The organism is Magnetospirillum sp. LM-5 (assembly GCF_902729445.1).
Classification (GTDB): domain Bacteria; phylum Pseudomonadota; class Alphaproteobacteria; order Rhodospirillales; family Magnetospirillaceae; genus Magnetospirillum.
Genome location: NZ_CACVCE010000034.1, coordinates 1 through 12,795, shown reverse-complemented (window position 1 = coordinate 12,795; position 12,795 = coordinate 1). Strand labels below are relative to the sequence as shown.

14 protein-coding genes and 1 pseudogene are annotated in these 12,795 nt (G+C 66.8%); 4 read left to right on the top strand and 11 right to left on the bottom strand.

The window, feature by feature from the left end:
* Positions 1–56 precede the first annotated feature (56 nt).
* Complete coding sequence (locus tag MTBLM5_RS12015; protein ID WP_254431021.1) at positions 57–1,454, bottom strand: M17 family metallopeptidase; 1,398 nt, start codon at positions 1,452–1,454, stop codon at positions 57–59.
* A gap of 111 nt (positions 1,455–1,565) precedes the next feature.
* Here MTBLM5_RS12015 and MTBLM5_RS12010 point away from each other — a divergent pair, with 111 nt between their 5' ends.
* Positions 1,566–2,210, top strand: coding sequence for a glutathione S-transferase family protein (locus MTBLM5_RS12010; protein WP_173976342.1), 645 nt, complete (start codon positions 1,566–1,568; stop codon positions 2,208–2,210).
* Here the strand turns inward: MTBLM5_RS12010 and MTBLM5_RS12005 are convergent.
* The 5 genes from MTBLM5_RS12005 to MTBLM5_RS11985 form a co-directional block, all read right to left on the bottom strand.
* A complete protein-coding gene (locus tag MTBLM5_RS12005) occupies positions 2,188–3,180 on the bottom strand; it encodes a magnesium transporter CorA family protein (protein ID WP_254431020.1) in 993 nt (330 codons plus the stop codon). The two genes, MTBLM5_RS12010 and MTBLM5_RS12005, sit on opposite strands and share 23 nt — an antisense overlap.
* A complete protein-coding gene (locus tag MTBLM5_RS12000; RefSeq protein WP_068497332.1) occupies positions 3,181–3,774 on the bottom strand; it encodes a hypothetical protein in 594 nt (197 codons plus the stop codon).
* A 72-nt stretch (positions 3,775–3,846) separates the two neighbouring features.
* Complete coding sequence (locus tag MTBLM5_RS11995; RefSeq protein WP_173976341.1) at positions 3,847–4,764, bottom strand: Hsp33 family molecular chaperone HslO; 918 nt, start codon at positions 4,762–4,764, stop codon at positions 3,847–3,849.
* A complete protein-coding gene (gene argF / locus MTBLM5_RS11990; RefSeq protein ID WP_173976340.1) occupies positions 4,761–5,696 on the bottom strand; it encodes an ornithine carbamoyltransferase in 936 nt (311 codons plus the stop codon). The genes MTBLM5_RS11995 and argF overlap by 4 nt, the downstream gene beginning before the upstream one ends.
* Positions 5,693–6,850: an aspartate aminotransferase family protein gene (locus MTBLM5_RS11985; protein WP_173976339.1), complete on the bottom strand. Its 1,158-nt coding sequence runs from the start codon at positions 6,848–6,850 to the stop codon at positions 5,693–5,695. The genes argF and MTBLM5_RS11985 overlap by 4 nt, the downstream gene beginning before the upstream one ends.
* A 218-nt stretch (positions 6,851–7,068) precedes the next feature.
* Here MTBLM5_RS11985 and MTBLM5_RS11980 point away from each other — a divergent pair, with 218 nt between their 5' ends.
* Together MTBLM5_RS11980 and MTBLM5_RS11975 are read left to right on the top strand one after the other, a co-directional pair.
* Positions 7,069–8,094, top strand: coding sequence for a glycosyltransferase family 1 protein (locus MTBLM5_RS11980; RefSeq protein ID WP_173976338.1), 1,026 nt, complete (start codon positions 7,069–7,071; stop codon positions 8,092–8,094).
* 86 nt (positions 8,095–8,180) lie between these two features.
* On the top strand, positions 8,181–8,720 hold the full coding sequence (locus tag MTBLM5_RS11975; RefSeq protein ID WP_173976337.1) for a hypothetical protein: 540 nt from the start codon (positions 8,181–8,183) through the stop codon (positions 8,718–8,720).
* 17 nt (positions 8,721–8,737) lie between these two features.
* Here the strand turns inward: MTBLM5_RS11975 and MTBLM5_RS11970 are convergent, their stop codons facing one another.
* The 5 genes and pseudogenes from MTBLM5_RS11970 to MTBLM5_RS11950 all read right to left on the bottom strand — a co-directional run bounded on the left by MTBLM5_RS11970 (position 8,738) and on the right by MTBLM5_RS11950 (position 12,079).
* Positions 8,738–8,932 carry a hypothetical protein gene (locus tag MTBLM5_RS11970; RefSeq protein WP_254431019.1) on the bottom strand — a complete coding sequence of 65 codons (195 nt, stop codon included), beginning with the start codon at positions 8,930–8,932 and terminating at the stop codon, positions 8,738–8,740.
* Between the two features lie 175 nt (positions 8,933–9,107).
* Positions 9,108–9,294: pseudogene (locus MTBLM5_RS11965) on the bottom strand (hypothetical protein); the annotation flags it as partial.
* A gap of 86 nt (positions 9,295–9,380) precedes the next feature.
* Positions 9,381–10,343, bottom strand: a complete 963-nt coding sequence (locus MTBLM5_RS11960; RefSeq protein ID WP_173976336.1) for an OmpA family protein — start codon at positions 10,341–10,343, stop codon at positions 9,381–9,383.
* A gap of 153 nt (positions 10,344–10,496) precedes the next feature.
* Positions 10,497–11,342, bottom strand: coding sequence for a CDP-diacylglycerol--serine O-phosphatidyltransferase (pssA, locus tag MTBLM5_RS11955; RefSeq protein WP_173976335.1), 846 nt, complete (start codon positions 11,340–11,342; stop codon positions 10,497–10,499).
* Complete coding sequence (locus tag MTBLM5_RS11950; protein ID WP_371814017.1) at positions 11,342–12,079, bottom strand: phosphatidylserine decarboxylase; 738 nt, start codon at positions 12,077–12,079, stop codon at positions 11,342–11,344. The genes pssA and MTBLM5_RS11950 overlap by 1 nt, the downstream gene beginning before the upstream one ends.
* Before the next feature lie 119 nt (positions 12,080–12,198).
* On the opposite strand from MTBLM5_RS11950, the gene MTBLM5_RS11945 reads away from it, so the two are divergent.
* Entirely contained in the window at positions 12,199–12,687 is a 489-nt protein-coding gene (locus MTBLM5_RS11945) for a hypothetical protein (protein WP_173976504.1), read from the top strand.
* The last annotated feature ends 108 nt before the right edge of the window (positions 12,688–12,795 follow it).

Here is a 12,795-nt window from a genome sequence, read left to right as displayed (position 1 = left end):
ACCCGAGGAAACCCGCGCCGACAATGGCCCTCGTGAGGATTGATGCGGGAATTTGGTTAAACAATCGTTCCAAAGCGGGCCAGGATCACCGCGAAGATGGCGCGGATGGCCATGGCCTCGCCGCCGTCGGGCCGTCCGGGCCGGCCGGACCCGTTCCACGCCATGATGTCGAAATGCGCCCAGGGGATGCCCGAGCCTACGAATTCCTGCAAGAACAGGGCGGCGGTGATGGCCCCGGCATGGGGACCGTCCGAGACGTTGGACAGGTCGGCCACCTTGCTGTCGAGCATGCGGCGATAAGGCTTGTGGAGCGGCAGGCGCCAGATGGGATCGTGCTCGTCCTCGCCGGCCCGCATCAAATCGGCGGCCAACAGGTCGTTGTTGGAAAACATCGTGGCGATGTCGGTGCCCAGCGCGGTGCGGGCGGCCCCGGTCAGGGTGGCGATGTCGATCAGCAATTCCGGCTTCTCGCGCGAGGCCTCGGCCAGGGCGTCGGCCAGGATCAGCCGGCCCTCGGCGTCGGTGTTGCCGACCTCGACGGTCAGTCCCTTGCGGGTGGCGAGCACGTCCAGCGGCCGCATGGCGTCGCCGCCGATGGCATTCTCGACCGCCGGGATCAGGACGCGCAGCCGCACCGGCAGGCGCGCCGCCATCACCATCGAGGCCAGGCCCAGCACATGGGCGGCGCCCCCCATGTCCTTCTTCATCAGCTTCATGTTGCCGGCGGCCTTGAGGTCCAGCCCGCCGGTATCGAAGCACACCCCCTTGCCGACCAGGGTCAGGCGCGGCGCCTTGTCGTCGCCCCACACCAGATCGATCAGGCGCGGCTGGCGCGGATGGGCGGCGGCCTTGCCCACGGCGTGGATGGCCGGATAATTCTCGACCAGCAGCCCGTCGCCGACGATCACCCGCACCCCGGCTCCGAAGCGCGAGGCCAGGGATTCCGCCGCCGCCGCCAAATCGGCCGGCCCCATGTCGGCGGCCGGGACGTTGATCAGGTCGCGCACCAGGGCGATGGCGTCAGCCATGGAGTCCACCAAGGCGCGGTCGCAGCCTTCGGGCCATACCAGGCGCGGCCAGGTGCGGTCGGGCTTGGTCTTGTAGCGGCCGAAGACATAGGTCGCCAGGACCCACGACAGGGCCAGCCAGCGGGCCGCTTTCGGCTCGGCCGGCTCGGCCAGGCGGTAAAGGCCGACCGGCAGGCGTGCTGCCAGGGCCGCGCCGGCCCACGGATCCTCGTCCTCGCCAAGGGCCGCCAGCACCATGGACAGTTTGCCATCGGCGCCGGGGACCAGGCTGATGGCGCCGGGCTCGGCCTGGAACGCGGTCGTTTCGACCCAGGATCGAACAAACTGCGGCTGCAGTCCCAGCCAGACGGCCAGCTCGGACTTGCGGATCAGGCGGATCGGCACCGATCCGGCATCGTCGTCGGTCAAATGGTCGGTCAGCGGCAAGGCTTCGTGTCCCGTTCGGCAGGTGGTGCCCTCGAAGATGGCGAAAACGGTTGCGCTTGGAAAGGGCCGCTGGTCAGATTGTGCGTCCGTCGTTCGAAAAAAGGTAAAGCCATGAGCGCGCGCCCGACCCTGATCATCGGCACCAAGCAGTTTTCATCGTGGTCGCTGCGGCCGTGGCTGGCGGCCAAGATGGCCGGCATCGCTTTCGAGGAAGTGGTGATCGCCCTGCGCCAGCCCGACACCAAGGCCAAAATCTCGAAGCACTCGCCGTCGGGCAAGGTGCCGTGCCTGATCGATGCTGACCTGGCGGTATGGGACAGCCTGGCCATCTGCGAATACCTGGCCGAGCAAGTGCCGTCCTTGTGGCCCGAGGACCGGGCCGCCCGGGCGGTGGCGCGCGCGGTGTCGGCCGAGATGCATTCCGGCTTCCAGAACCTGCGCAATCTGTGTTCGATGGATGTGTTGTCCGATCTGCCGATGGCCGAGATCGCCCCCGAGCTGGCCCCGGAAATCGCCCGGATCAACGCCATGTGGACCGATTGCCGCACCCGTTTCGGGCTCAGCGGGCCGTTCCTGTTCGGCCGCTTCTCGGTGGCCGACGCGATGTATGCGCCGGTGGTCACCCGCTTCAAGACCTATCATCTTCCGCTGGAATCGGTGCCGGCCGCCTATGCCGGCGCGGTGATGGCCTTGCCGGCCATGGCCGAATGGATCGAGGCGGCGACCATAGGGTCTAAAGCCAGCCCTTCCGCTTGAAGATCCAATAGGGCAGGACGGCCGCCGCCACCATCAGGGCCAGGGCGAGGGGATAGCCCCAGGGCTTGTCCAGCTCGGGCATGAAATGGAAGTTCATGCCGTAGATGCTGGCCACCAGGGTCGGCGGCAGGAACAGCACCGCCACCACCGAGAACAGCTTGATGATGTGGTTCTGCTGGATCGAGATCATCCCCAGCGTCGCATCCAGCAAAAAGCCGATCTTGCTGTTCAGGAAGTCGGAATATTCCGACAGGGATTGCAGGTCGCGGGCGATGGTCTTGACCCGGGTGGTGGCGTCCTTGCCGCCCAGCACGTCGCTGGCCGAGGCCAGATACGACACCACCCGCCGCAGGCCCAGGATGGTGTCGCGGGACTTCGACTGCAGGTCGCCGCCGCGGCCGATGGTCCGCAGCATCACTTCCAACTCGCGCGCCGACGAGCGGCGGCGGCTGCGCACCGGGGTCGGCTGGTGGAAGATGCGGTGCGAGAAGCCGTCCAGTTCCAGCGCGATCCGTTCCAGCACGTCGGCCATGCGGTCGACCAGGGCTTCCATGATCTGCAGCATCAGGTCGCCGGCCCCGGCCGGGCCGGGCTTGGCGCGTTCCAGCCGGCCCATGAAGCCGGCCACCGCCTGGGGGGTGGCGTAACGCACGGTGATCAGCCGCTTGGGCGTCAGCACGAAGGTCAGCGAGATGTTTTCCGGGTTGAATCCGGTGGAATTGGTCAGGACCGGGGTGGTCAGATAGATCACCTCGCCCTGGCGCGCGATGCGGCTGGACACCTCGATCTCGGCCATTTCCTCGCGGGTCGGCACCTCGATGCCGGTCAGGCGCTCGACGGCGGCTTCTTCCTCGGGGGTGGGGGCCAGAAGGTCGATCCACAGGGCGTCGTCCGCCCCTTGCTCGGCGGTCAGCACTTCCGGCCCGCCACGGCTCAGGCGGGCATGGCCGCTGTGGTAGACGGTCAGCACCTACTCGGCGACCCAGCGGCTGAGATAGGACTTGATCAGCCCCTCCATCTGGGAATCGATGTCGCGGATCAGGGCGTCGGTCACCTCGAGCATCACGCGGTCGCGTTCGTTGAGGCTGACCCCTTCCGGCACGGTGCGCGAGCGGGTGGCGCGGGCCAACACGTCGGCGATGGGGAAGTGGCGGTCGTCGAGAATCTGGATGGCGACATCCAGCACGGCGTCGTAACGCTCGGCCTGCTCTTCCTTGAACATGCCGGTGAAGCTCTTGTCGGTCTTCAAGGCGACTTCGACCACGCGGGCGTCCTTGATCAGCACGCGCGCTGCTCCGGTGCGGCCCATCGGGCGGATACGGTCTTGCGCCCAGCGCACGGTGGCCGCCTCGGGGCTGATCGGCATCAGATGCTCGACATTGGGGCGCTTGCCCGGGCTTTGATATTCCGGAACGATTTCCAACTGGCCGACATTCAGCGTGATCGGCCGTTTGTCGGCAAAGCTGATCTCCGGCAGCTTCTGGACGGTCGGCTTGGTTTCGCAAGCGGACAGCGCGAACAGGGCGAGGGCGGCGATCATCAGGCGCGAGCCACGGACGAACATGCTGGAACATTCCCGGCTAGTGTGGTGAATGCGCCATTCTGGCAAAGCTTGGCCGGCTTGGCGATGATGATTTTAAGGCGTCTTGCCTTTGGTCGGCGGCATGTAGGCCTGTTCCAGCTCGCCATCGCCGAAGGCATAGTCGGTGCGGCAGAATTCGCAGGTGATCACCACCTTGCCGGACTCGTCCTTCAGGGATTCGATTTCGGCCCGGGGGATCGAGCGCAGCATGCGCGCCACCGCCGCTTCCGAGCAGCGGCAGCGGGCGTGCAATTCCTTGGGCTCCCACACCTGCAGGCCCTCGGCATGGAACAGGCGATGGACCAGTTGGGCCGGGGGCAGCGCCTCGTCCAGCAGTTCTGCGCGGGTCAGGCTTTTCATCAAGATCGTGGCGGTACGCCACGCCTCACGCGAATCCTCGGCGGTCAGGATCGGCGCGCCGGGCTGGTCCCCGGGCATGCGCTGGATCATCAGAACCGCCGCCAGCCACCCCCGTCCGTCGGTGCCGGGCCGGGTCTCGACCCGGACCTCGGTGTCCAACTGCTCGGACTGGGTGAAATATTCCTTGGCGCACTCGGCCAGGCTGGCGCCCGACAGTTCGACGATGCCCTGATAGCGCTCGATCTTCAGGCCCTGATCGACGGTGAAGGCGAGATACCCCTTGCCCAGCAGAGCGCCGATGCTGGCGTCAGCGGCGCTGTCCAGCCGCTCGGGATCGAAGCGGGCATAGCCGCGCAGATCGCCGGTGCTGGTGACGTCGGCTACCACCAGCGACACCGGGCCGTCGCCCTGGGCCTGCAGGGTGAACAGCCCGTCATATTTCAGCGAACCGGCCAGGATGGCGGCCAGGGCCAGGGTCTCGGCCAGCAAGGCGGCGACCGGGTCGGGATAATGGTGGCCCTCCAGGGCCTTGTCGACGGCTGTGCCCAGCCTGACCAGGCGGCCGCGAACCGCGCCCGCCCCTACCGCGAACGGCAGGATCAGATCGGTCACAGAAGGCACCAGGACATGATGCCCTTCTGGACGTGCAGCCGGTTCTCGGCCTCGTCCCACACCACCGATTGCGGGCCGTCCATCACCGGATCGGTGACTTCCTCGCCGCGATGGGCCGGCAGGCAATGCATGAACAGGGCGTCGGGGGCGGCCTGGGCCATCAGCGCCTCGTTGACCTGGTAAGGCGCCAGCAATTGGTGACGGTTGCCGTCGGTGCAGCCCATGCTGACCCAGGTGTCGGTCAGCACCAGATGGGCGCCCTGGGCGGCGGCCTTGGGGTCGGCGCCCAGCACGACGTTGCCGCCGTTGGCCCGGGCCCAGGCGACGACGTCGGCATTGGGGGTCAGTTCCGGCGGGCAGGCCAGGCGGATCTCGAAGCCGAAATGGGCCGAGGCCTGAATCCAGCTGGCGGCGACGTTGTTGCCGTCGCCGACCCACGCCACCACCTTGCCGTCCAGCGAGCCGCGATGCTCCTCGAAGGTCATGATGTCGGCCATCACCTGGCAGGGATGGGTGTCGTCGGTCAGGCCGTTGATCACCGGCACGGTGGCGTACTGGGCCAGATCGTGCAGCTTCTGGGCGTCGTCGGTGCGGATCATGATGGCATCGACATAGCGCGACAGCACGCGGGCGGTGTCGGCGACGGTCTCGCCCCGGCCCAATTGCGAATCGCCCCGGGCCAGCACGATGACGTCGCCGCCCAGCTGCTTCATGCCGGCCTCGAACGAGACGCGGGTGCGGGTCGACGGCTTCTCGAAGATCATCGCCAGCAGGCGACCGGCCAGCGGCTTGTCCTTGCCGAAGGTCTTCTCGCCCCGCTTGTAGGCGGCACCCAGATCAAGGATGCGGCGCAGGGTCTCGGTGTCGAAGCGGTCCAGATCCAGGAAATGCCGGGTCTGTCCGGCGCGCGGCCGGCCAGGGGTCACGGTCATGGCTTCACCTCGGAAAGGGTGCGGTCAAGGATGGAAAGCGCCTCGTCGATCTCGGCCTCGCCGATGATCAGGGGCGGCAGCAGGCGCACGACGTTGTCGCCGGCGGGAATGGTGATCAGGCCGTTGGCCATCAGCTTGGCGACCAGATCGGTATTGGGAATCCGCGCCTTGAGGCCCAGCATCAGGCCCAGGCCGCGCACGGTCTCGATCACGGTCGGATGCTTGGCGCACACCCGGCCCAGGCCGGCGCGCAAGCTGGCACCCATCGCCTCGACCCGGGCGAGGAAGCCCGGCTCGGCCATGACGTCCAGTACGGTTTCGGCCACCGCCATCGCCAGCGGGTTGCCGCCGAAGGTCGAGCCGTGGGTGCCGGCGGTCATGCCCGAGGCAGCCTTCTCGGTGGCCAGGCAGGCGCCGACCGGGAAGCCGCCGCCCAAACCCTTGGCCAAGGCCATGATGTCGGGGGCCACACCCACATGTTCGTGGGCGAACAGCCGGCCGGTGCGACCCATGCCGGTCTGCACCTCGTCGAAGATCAGCAGCAGGCCGAATTCGTCGGCAGTGGTGCGCAGGCGGCGCAGGTAATCGGGGTCGCCCGGCACCACGCCGCCTTCGCCCTGGACCGGCTCGACCAGGATGGCGCAGGTCTGGCCGGTGATCGCCGCCCGCAGCGCGTTCAGATTGCCGAAGGGGACATGCACGAAGCCCGGCATGGCCGGGTCGAAGCCCTTCAGGTGCTTTTCCTGGCCGCCGGCGGCAACGGTCGCCAGCGTGCGGCCATGGAAGGCGCCGGTGGCGCAGATGATCTGGTTGCGTTCGGGCTGGCCGGCATCGTGATAGTGCTTGCGCGCCATCTTGATGGCGCACTCGTTGGCCTCGGCGCCCGAGTTGCAGAAGAACACGGTGTCGGCGAAGGTCTTGGCCACCAGCTTGGCCGCCACCCGCTCCTGGCCCGGCACCCGGTACAGGTTCGAGCAATGCCACAGGGCGGCCGCCTGATCGGTCAGCGCCTTGACCAGCCGGGGATGGCAATGGCCCAGCGCGTTGACGGCGACGCCGGCGCCGAAATCCAGGTAACGTCGGCCGTCGGTCGCCCACAGCCAAGCTCCCTCGCCCCGTTCGAAGGCGATATCGGCGCGTGCGTAGGTCGGCATGACGACTGGTATCAAGGTCCCTCTCCCCAACAGCAAAGCCGGAAGCCTTCGTCTCAACTGACGATCTGGGCCGGCGCGTTGAAAAGGAAAGGCGCGAATATCCTCTTAACACCCCGGTCTGTCAACAGTTTGGGCAAACGATCGTCATCTAAACGTCACTGGCGATTGCCGCCCGCTGGGCCTAGCCATGTCTTGGTTCAACCATCCAGGCAGGGGTCATGCGGATCTGTATCGTTTCCGACGCTTGGGCGCCGCAGCGCAACGGGGTGGTGCGCGTGCTGGAAAGTCTGGCAGCGACCCTTGCCAGCCACGGGCACCGGATCGACATCATCCATCCCGGCCTGTTCGTCCAGGTCCCCTGTCCCAGCTACCCGGAAATCCCCTTGGCGCTGTTTCCGGCGCGCAAGCTTGGGCGATTGCTGCACGATATCGCCCCCGACGCCATCCACATCGCCACCGAAGGGCCGCTGGGCTGGGCGGCCCGGCGCTGGTGCCTGGATCGGGATTATCCTTTCACCACGGCCTACCACACCAAGTTCCCCCATTATGTCCGCGCGCGGACCGGGGCGCCGCTGTCCTGGCCCTATGCGCTGATCCGGCGCTTCCACGCCCCGTCGCGGGCGGTGCTGTGCCCGTCGGATTCGGTGCTGCGCGAACTGGGCGAATGGGGATTCACCAACGCGGTGCCGTGGGCGCATGGGGTCGATGCCGGTCGCTTCCGGCCGCAGCCCAAGGACTTCGTCACCGTGCCCCGCCCGCTGTTTCTTTATGTCGGCCGGGTGGCGGTGGAAAAGAACCTGCCGGCCTTCCTGGGTCTGGACCTGCCCGGCACCAAGATGGTGGTGGGCGACGGGCCGGCGCGGGCCGGCCTGATGCGCCGTTTCCCCGACATCGACTGGCGCATCGCCAATGGCGACCAGGAATTGTCGCGTTATTTCGCCGCCGCCGATTGCTTCGTCTTTCCGTCGCGGACCGACACCTTCGGCCTGGTGATGCTGGAAGCCCTGGCCTCGGGCGTGCCGGTCGCCGCCTTCCCGGTGCCGGGGCCGCAGGATGTGCTGGGCAACGCCCCGGTGGGCGTGATGAACGAAGACCTGAAAGCGGCGGCGCTGGACGCCCTGACCATATCGCCGGAACGCTGCCGGGCCTATGCGCAGACCTTCTCGTGGGACCGGGTGGCGAGCGAATTTCTCGCCAGGCTGTGCGTAATTGCGCCATTGTCTTGCAACCCGGCTGCGGAATAAGCGACACTGCGCGGGCTTGAAAACCAGCACCACAAGGGGGGCAGCCTTTGCGCCGTATCACCACCAGCGCCGCGCTCGCGGTTGCGATGTCCGCTGTCTTTGTCGCTCCGGCCCTGGCCAAGCCGCAATGCTATTCGGCGCAGGAAATCCGCGCGATGCAACTGCGCCAGGTGCAGGTCGAGCTGATGGTCGGCGCCCTGAAGTGTCAGGACCCGCAAATGGGGATGCGCGACAAGTACTCGACCTTCGTCAACCGCTTCAACGCCAACATCAGTTCCAATGCCAAGGAATTGCGGGCGATGTTCAATCGCCAGGGCACGGGCGAGCGGGGGCTGGACCGCTACATGACCGGGCTGTCCAACGACGCCTCGATGCGGGCCGTCCATGTCGAGGATTATTGCGGCGAGATCGGCGAGATGTTCGACAAGGCCTTGTCGATGAAGCCGGCGGAACTGGGCACCTGGGCCGCCGATACGGTGGCCAAGCCGGTGGCGGCGATGTCGTGCTCGGCTCCGGAAAAGGCCAAGCCGGTGCAGCAGGCCAAGGCCGAGGTGGCGCCGCAGAAGGCCAAGGCGGCCGGTCCCGACAAGAAGGTCGAGAAGAAGAAGACCGACGGCAAGAGCTGACGGCGGGCCTCGCTGCGCTACGCCCCGCCGCGCTGCCCCCAGACGATGACCATGGAGATCGCCGCGCCAAGGGCGTCCCAGCGATCCGGGCGCGCCCCTTCGATCCCCCACATCCACGCCAGCGACGCCACGATATAGTCCCCCGTGAAAAAGTCCCGCGGCTTCGCCCCGGTGTACTTTTCCCCGATTTTGTTGGGCAATCCCGTGCTCAAGCAAGCTTTCCGCGCGGGATTGGTTTGTATTCCCGCCATGAGGCGAGCACGGCTCGCCTCATGGCGGCGGTCAAACGCGAAAAATAGGCGCAGGGCCGCCCCAAGCCTATTTTTCTCCTTTTGAATCAACGTGTAAAAGTACACTGAGCGAAGCGAAGGACTTTTACACGGACGGGATATAGATGCTGCCATAGGCGGCAAAGGCGCGCCCGGCGAAATCGGCATCGACCCGGGTCAGAACCCAGGCGAACAGGGCCGACCACCCATCAGATTGGCTTTCCCAGCCGCAGCCAGGCCCAGAAGGCGAAGCAGCCAGCGATCTCGGCCAGGGCCGCCACGATAAAGGCGGGAATGGGTCCCATGCGGCCATCGTTCCCCATCGTTCAGACAGAAAAAAAACCCCCGGCCGAAGCCGGGGGTAATTTCATGCGAACCGTTGTTCTGCCGATTAGGGCAGGACGATCTCGACGCGGCGGTTCTGCGGCTCGCGCACGCCATCGGCGGTGCTGACCAGCGGAGCGCTCTCGCCCTTGGCGACGACCGAGATCTGGTTGGCCGGGATACCCTGCTTGACCAGGGCGTCCTTGACGGCGTTGCCGCGCTTCAGGGACAGGGCCTGGTTGTACTTGTCCGAGCCCGAGCGGTCGGCGTGACCGGTCAGATCGACCTTGGTGGCGTTGCCGGCCTTGGCGGCGGCGGCGGCCTGGGTGATCACCTTCGAAGCTTCGGGGGTGATGTCGGCCTTGTTGAAGTCGAAGAACACGATGAAGTTCTTCAGCGGAGCCGGGGCCGGCTTGGCGACCGGGGCCGGAGCCGGGGCAGCGACCGGGGCCGGAGCCGGGGCCGGAGCGACCATCGGGGCGGGCTTGGCGAACTTGTAGGTGAAGCCGACCAGGATCGAGTGGTTGTCGTAGTCGGATTCGCCGGCATTGGCGGTGCCGACATCGGCGTCCAGCGAAGCGAAGTAGCGATACTGCGCCTTCAGAGCCCAGTTGGCGTCGACGTCGTAGGCGACGCCGGCGATGCCCTGGTAGGCGAAGGAATTGTCGGAATTGCGGGCGTTGGTGCCGGTGAAGTCACCGTCCAGCCAGGCCCAGCCGATACCGGCGCCCAGGAAGGGGTGCCACTTGCTGTTCGGCATGAACTCATAGATGCCATTGATCATGGTGCTCCACGAGTCGATCGAGTCGTTGGCGCGGTAGCCGCCTTCGAATTCAACCTTCGGGCCGCCGAAATTGTAGCCGACCTGAGCCAGACCAACCCAACCCCAATCGGAATCGGCGCCGGTCGACGAACCCGGGTCCTGCATGTAATTGGTGCCGGCGTCGGCGCCGACATACCATTGGGCGTTGGCGGCGACCGGCAGAGCGGCCAGCACGCCGGCGACGAGAAGCGACTTCATGGTGCGCATGGACTATAGCCTTCCTTAAAAAGAACGGGGCTGATTCGAAACTATTGCAGGCGTTCTACCCGAGGTCGGGGGCGCAGGCAAGCGGGCAAACGAACCAGCAGACTGTTTCACGGTTCACCGTGGCATTTTCGCAACGCTGTGGCGGGCCGCCGGTCACGGATTCGGCGACGGTTGGTCCTCGGGCGGCTCGGCGGCGGCTTCGGCCACCTTTTCGGCCTCGCGCTTCAGGCGATGGAAGGCGCGGATGCTCAGCGGAATCAGGCCGAGATAGCCCATACCGATCACCGTCAGGGTCAGCCACGGCTCGGTGACCAGGAAGGCCGCCAGCGCGCCGACCACGATCAGCATCGGCAGGACCCAGGCATTGGGAACGCGGACCTTCTTGAACGAGAAGGTCGGGATGGTGCTGACCATCAAGAACGAGACGCCGGCCAGGAACACGGTGGCCACCGACGGGCGGGCGAACAGGGCCGGCCCGAACTCGAAGCTGGCGACCATCGGCACCATCACCAGCCCGGCGGCGGCCGGTGCCGGGATGCCGGTGAAGAAGTTATAGGCATAGGGCGGCAGGTCGGCCTGGCCGATCATGGTGTTGAAGCGGGCCAGGCGCAGGCCGCAGCAGACGATGTACAGCAACACGATGGCCCAGCCCAGGCCGCCGGCGGTCTGCATGGTCCACAGATACAGCAAGATCGCCGGGGCGACCCCGAAGCTGACGAAGTCCGACAAGGAATCCAGCTCGGCGCCGAATTTCGAGGTTCCCTGCAGCAGGCGGGCGACGCGGCCGTCCAGCCCGTCGAGGATGCCGGCCAAAAGGATCGAGGTCACCGCCTGCGGCCATTGCTCGTTCAGGCCGAAACGGATCGAGGTCAGGCCGGCGCACAGGGCCAACAGGGTCAGGATATTGGGAATCAGCCGATTGATGGACAGGCCGGGAATCCGCGGCGGGCGCAGCCGGTGGGCGCGCTTGCGGCGGCCGGGCTGGCGCGCGGCGAACATCAGCGGACCTCGCCGGCCCGGACAGGCTCGACCGAGTCGAGGTCGGCCAGCACGGTCTCGCCGGCGATGCAGCGTTGGCCCGGGGCCACCAGGGAATGGGCGCCCGGCGGCAGATAGACATCGACGCGCGAGCCGAAGCGGATCAGTCCGAAACGCTCGCCGGCCTTCAAGGTGAAGCCTTCCGAGACATCGCACTTGATGCGCCGGGCCACCAGGCCGGCGATCTGCACGAAGGCGACCGGGCGGCCATCTTCCATGTCGACGCGCAGCGCCATGCGCTCGTTTTCCAGCGCCGCCTTGTCCAGCGCCGCGTTGACGAACCTGCCGGCGTGATAGGCCAGCTTGACGACGCGGCCGGGGACGGGCGAGCGGTTGATGTGAACGTCGAACACGCTCATGAACACGCAGACGCGGGTGCGCGGCTCGTCGCCCATCTCCAGTTCCGGCGGGGCCGGCACCTGATCGACGGCGCAGACCACGCCGTCGGCGGGGCTGATCACCAGGCCGGGGCGGGTGGGGGTGACGCGGTCGGGATCACGGAAGAAATAGGCGCACCACAAGGTGGCGGCACCGCCCAGCCAGCCCAGCGGTCCCCACAGCAGGCCCAGCAGCACCGCGGCCAGGGCGAACAGGGCGACGAAGGGCCAACCCTCCTTGTGGATCCGAACCAGGATGTAGCTGGCCATCGATAAGGTCTTGGGCTGCACGAAGAACCTCGTCCCTGTCACGTATTTCATGGTGCGCGCGCCGGCAGGCTGGCGCGCGCACCTTAACTCGGATCGCGCCCGAGTTCGCGGTTTTTTTCCGACCGGTCGTCGTGTTACTGTCATGGTCTCGTGAAACAGCCGTGACGCCCATGTCGGAAATCAAGCATGTCGTGATCGGCGGAATGTGTCTGCCGCTGGATGTCGAGGCCCTCGAATCCCTGCCCATCAATCCTGGTGGGGTCATCCAGTTCACCTTCCTGTACGCCAATATCAGTTTCGCCGCCCGCTACGACGAAGGCGAGCAGGTCGGCCGTCTGCGGCTGGTCGGCGATGTCGGGCCTTTGCCCTATTCGGCGGAATCGCCCGAGGCCAGGGCCGGGTTGGCGCAGATCATCCGCGCCGCCAACGACGCGCTGGGTCCGTGTTTGCGCACGGCGCAGGGGCGGATTCTGTTGGGTGCCGACGTGTCGATCGCCCGTCCGGTCACGGCGGTCAGCCTGATCGCCCAGGTGGCGGCCAGCCTGATCCCGGCCAAGCCGTATCTGGACGTGATTTCGGTTTACGTTCGCCCGCCCTTGGAAAAGGCCCGGCCCGGCACCAGCTCGGTCCGGCCGGAATGGCGCCGCCGCCGGGCATAGGGGATGCGCGGGCTTTCCGATCCGACGCGGTCGGACCGGATAATACTCTCTGGTGCGGTGGCCTGCTTACCCCAGAAACTCGCATGCGAATTTCTGGGGCGGGACACT

Bases quoted from the DNA above. Each gene is read 5' to 3' on its own strand.
- MTBLM5_RS11975 (WP_173976337.1), top strand. From the start codon at position 8,181: ATGTCCGCTGTCTTTGTCGCTCCGGCCCTGGCCAAGCCGCAATGCTAT.
- MTBLM5_RS11960 (WP_173976336.1), bottom strand. From the start codon at position 10,343: ATGCGCACCATGAAGTCGCTTCTCGTCGCCGGCGTGCTGGCCGCTCTG.
- pssA (WP_173976335.1), bottom strand. From the start codon at position 11,342: ATGTTCGCCGCGCGCCAGCCCGGCCGCCGCAAGCGCGCCCACCGGCTG.
- MTBLM5_RS11945 (WP_173976504.1), top strand. From the start codon at position 12,199: ATGTCGGAAATCAAGCATGTCGTGATCGGCGGAATGTGTCTGCCGCTG.
- MTBLM5_RS12000 (WP_068497332.1), bottom strand. From the start codon at position 3,774: ATGTTCGTCCGTGGCTCGCGCCTGATGATCGCCGCCCTCGCCCTGTTC.
- MTBLM5_RS12010 (WP_173976342.1), top strand. From the start codon at position 1,566: ATGAGCGCGCGCCCGACCCTGATCATCGGCACCAAGCAGTTTTCATCG.
- argF (WP_173976340.1), bottom strand. From the start codon at position 5,696: ATGACCGTGACCCCTGGCCGGCCGCGCGCCGGACAGACCCGGCATTTC.
- MTBLM5_RS11985 (WP_173976339.1), bottom strand. From the start codon at position 6,850: ATGCCGACCTACGCACGCGCCGATATCGCCTTCGAACGGGGCGAGGGA.
- MTBLM5_RS11950 (WP_371814017.1), bottom strand. From the start codon at position 12,079: ATGAAATACGTGACAGGGACGAGGTTCTTCGTGCAGCCCAAGACCTTA.
- MTBLM5_RS11980 (WP_173976338.1), top strand. From the start codon at position 7,069: ATGCGGATCTGTATCGTTTCCGACGCTTGGGCGCCGCAGCGCAACGGG.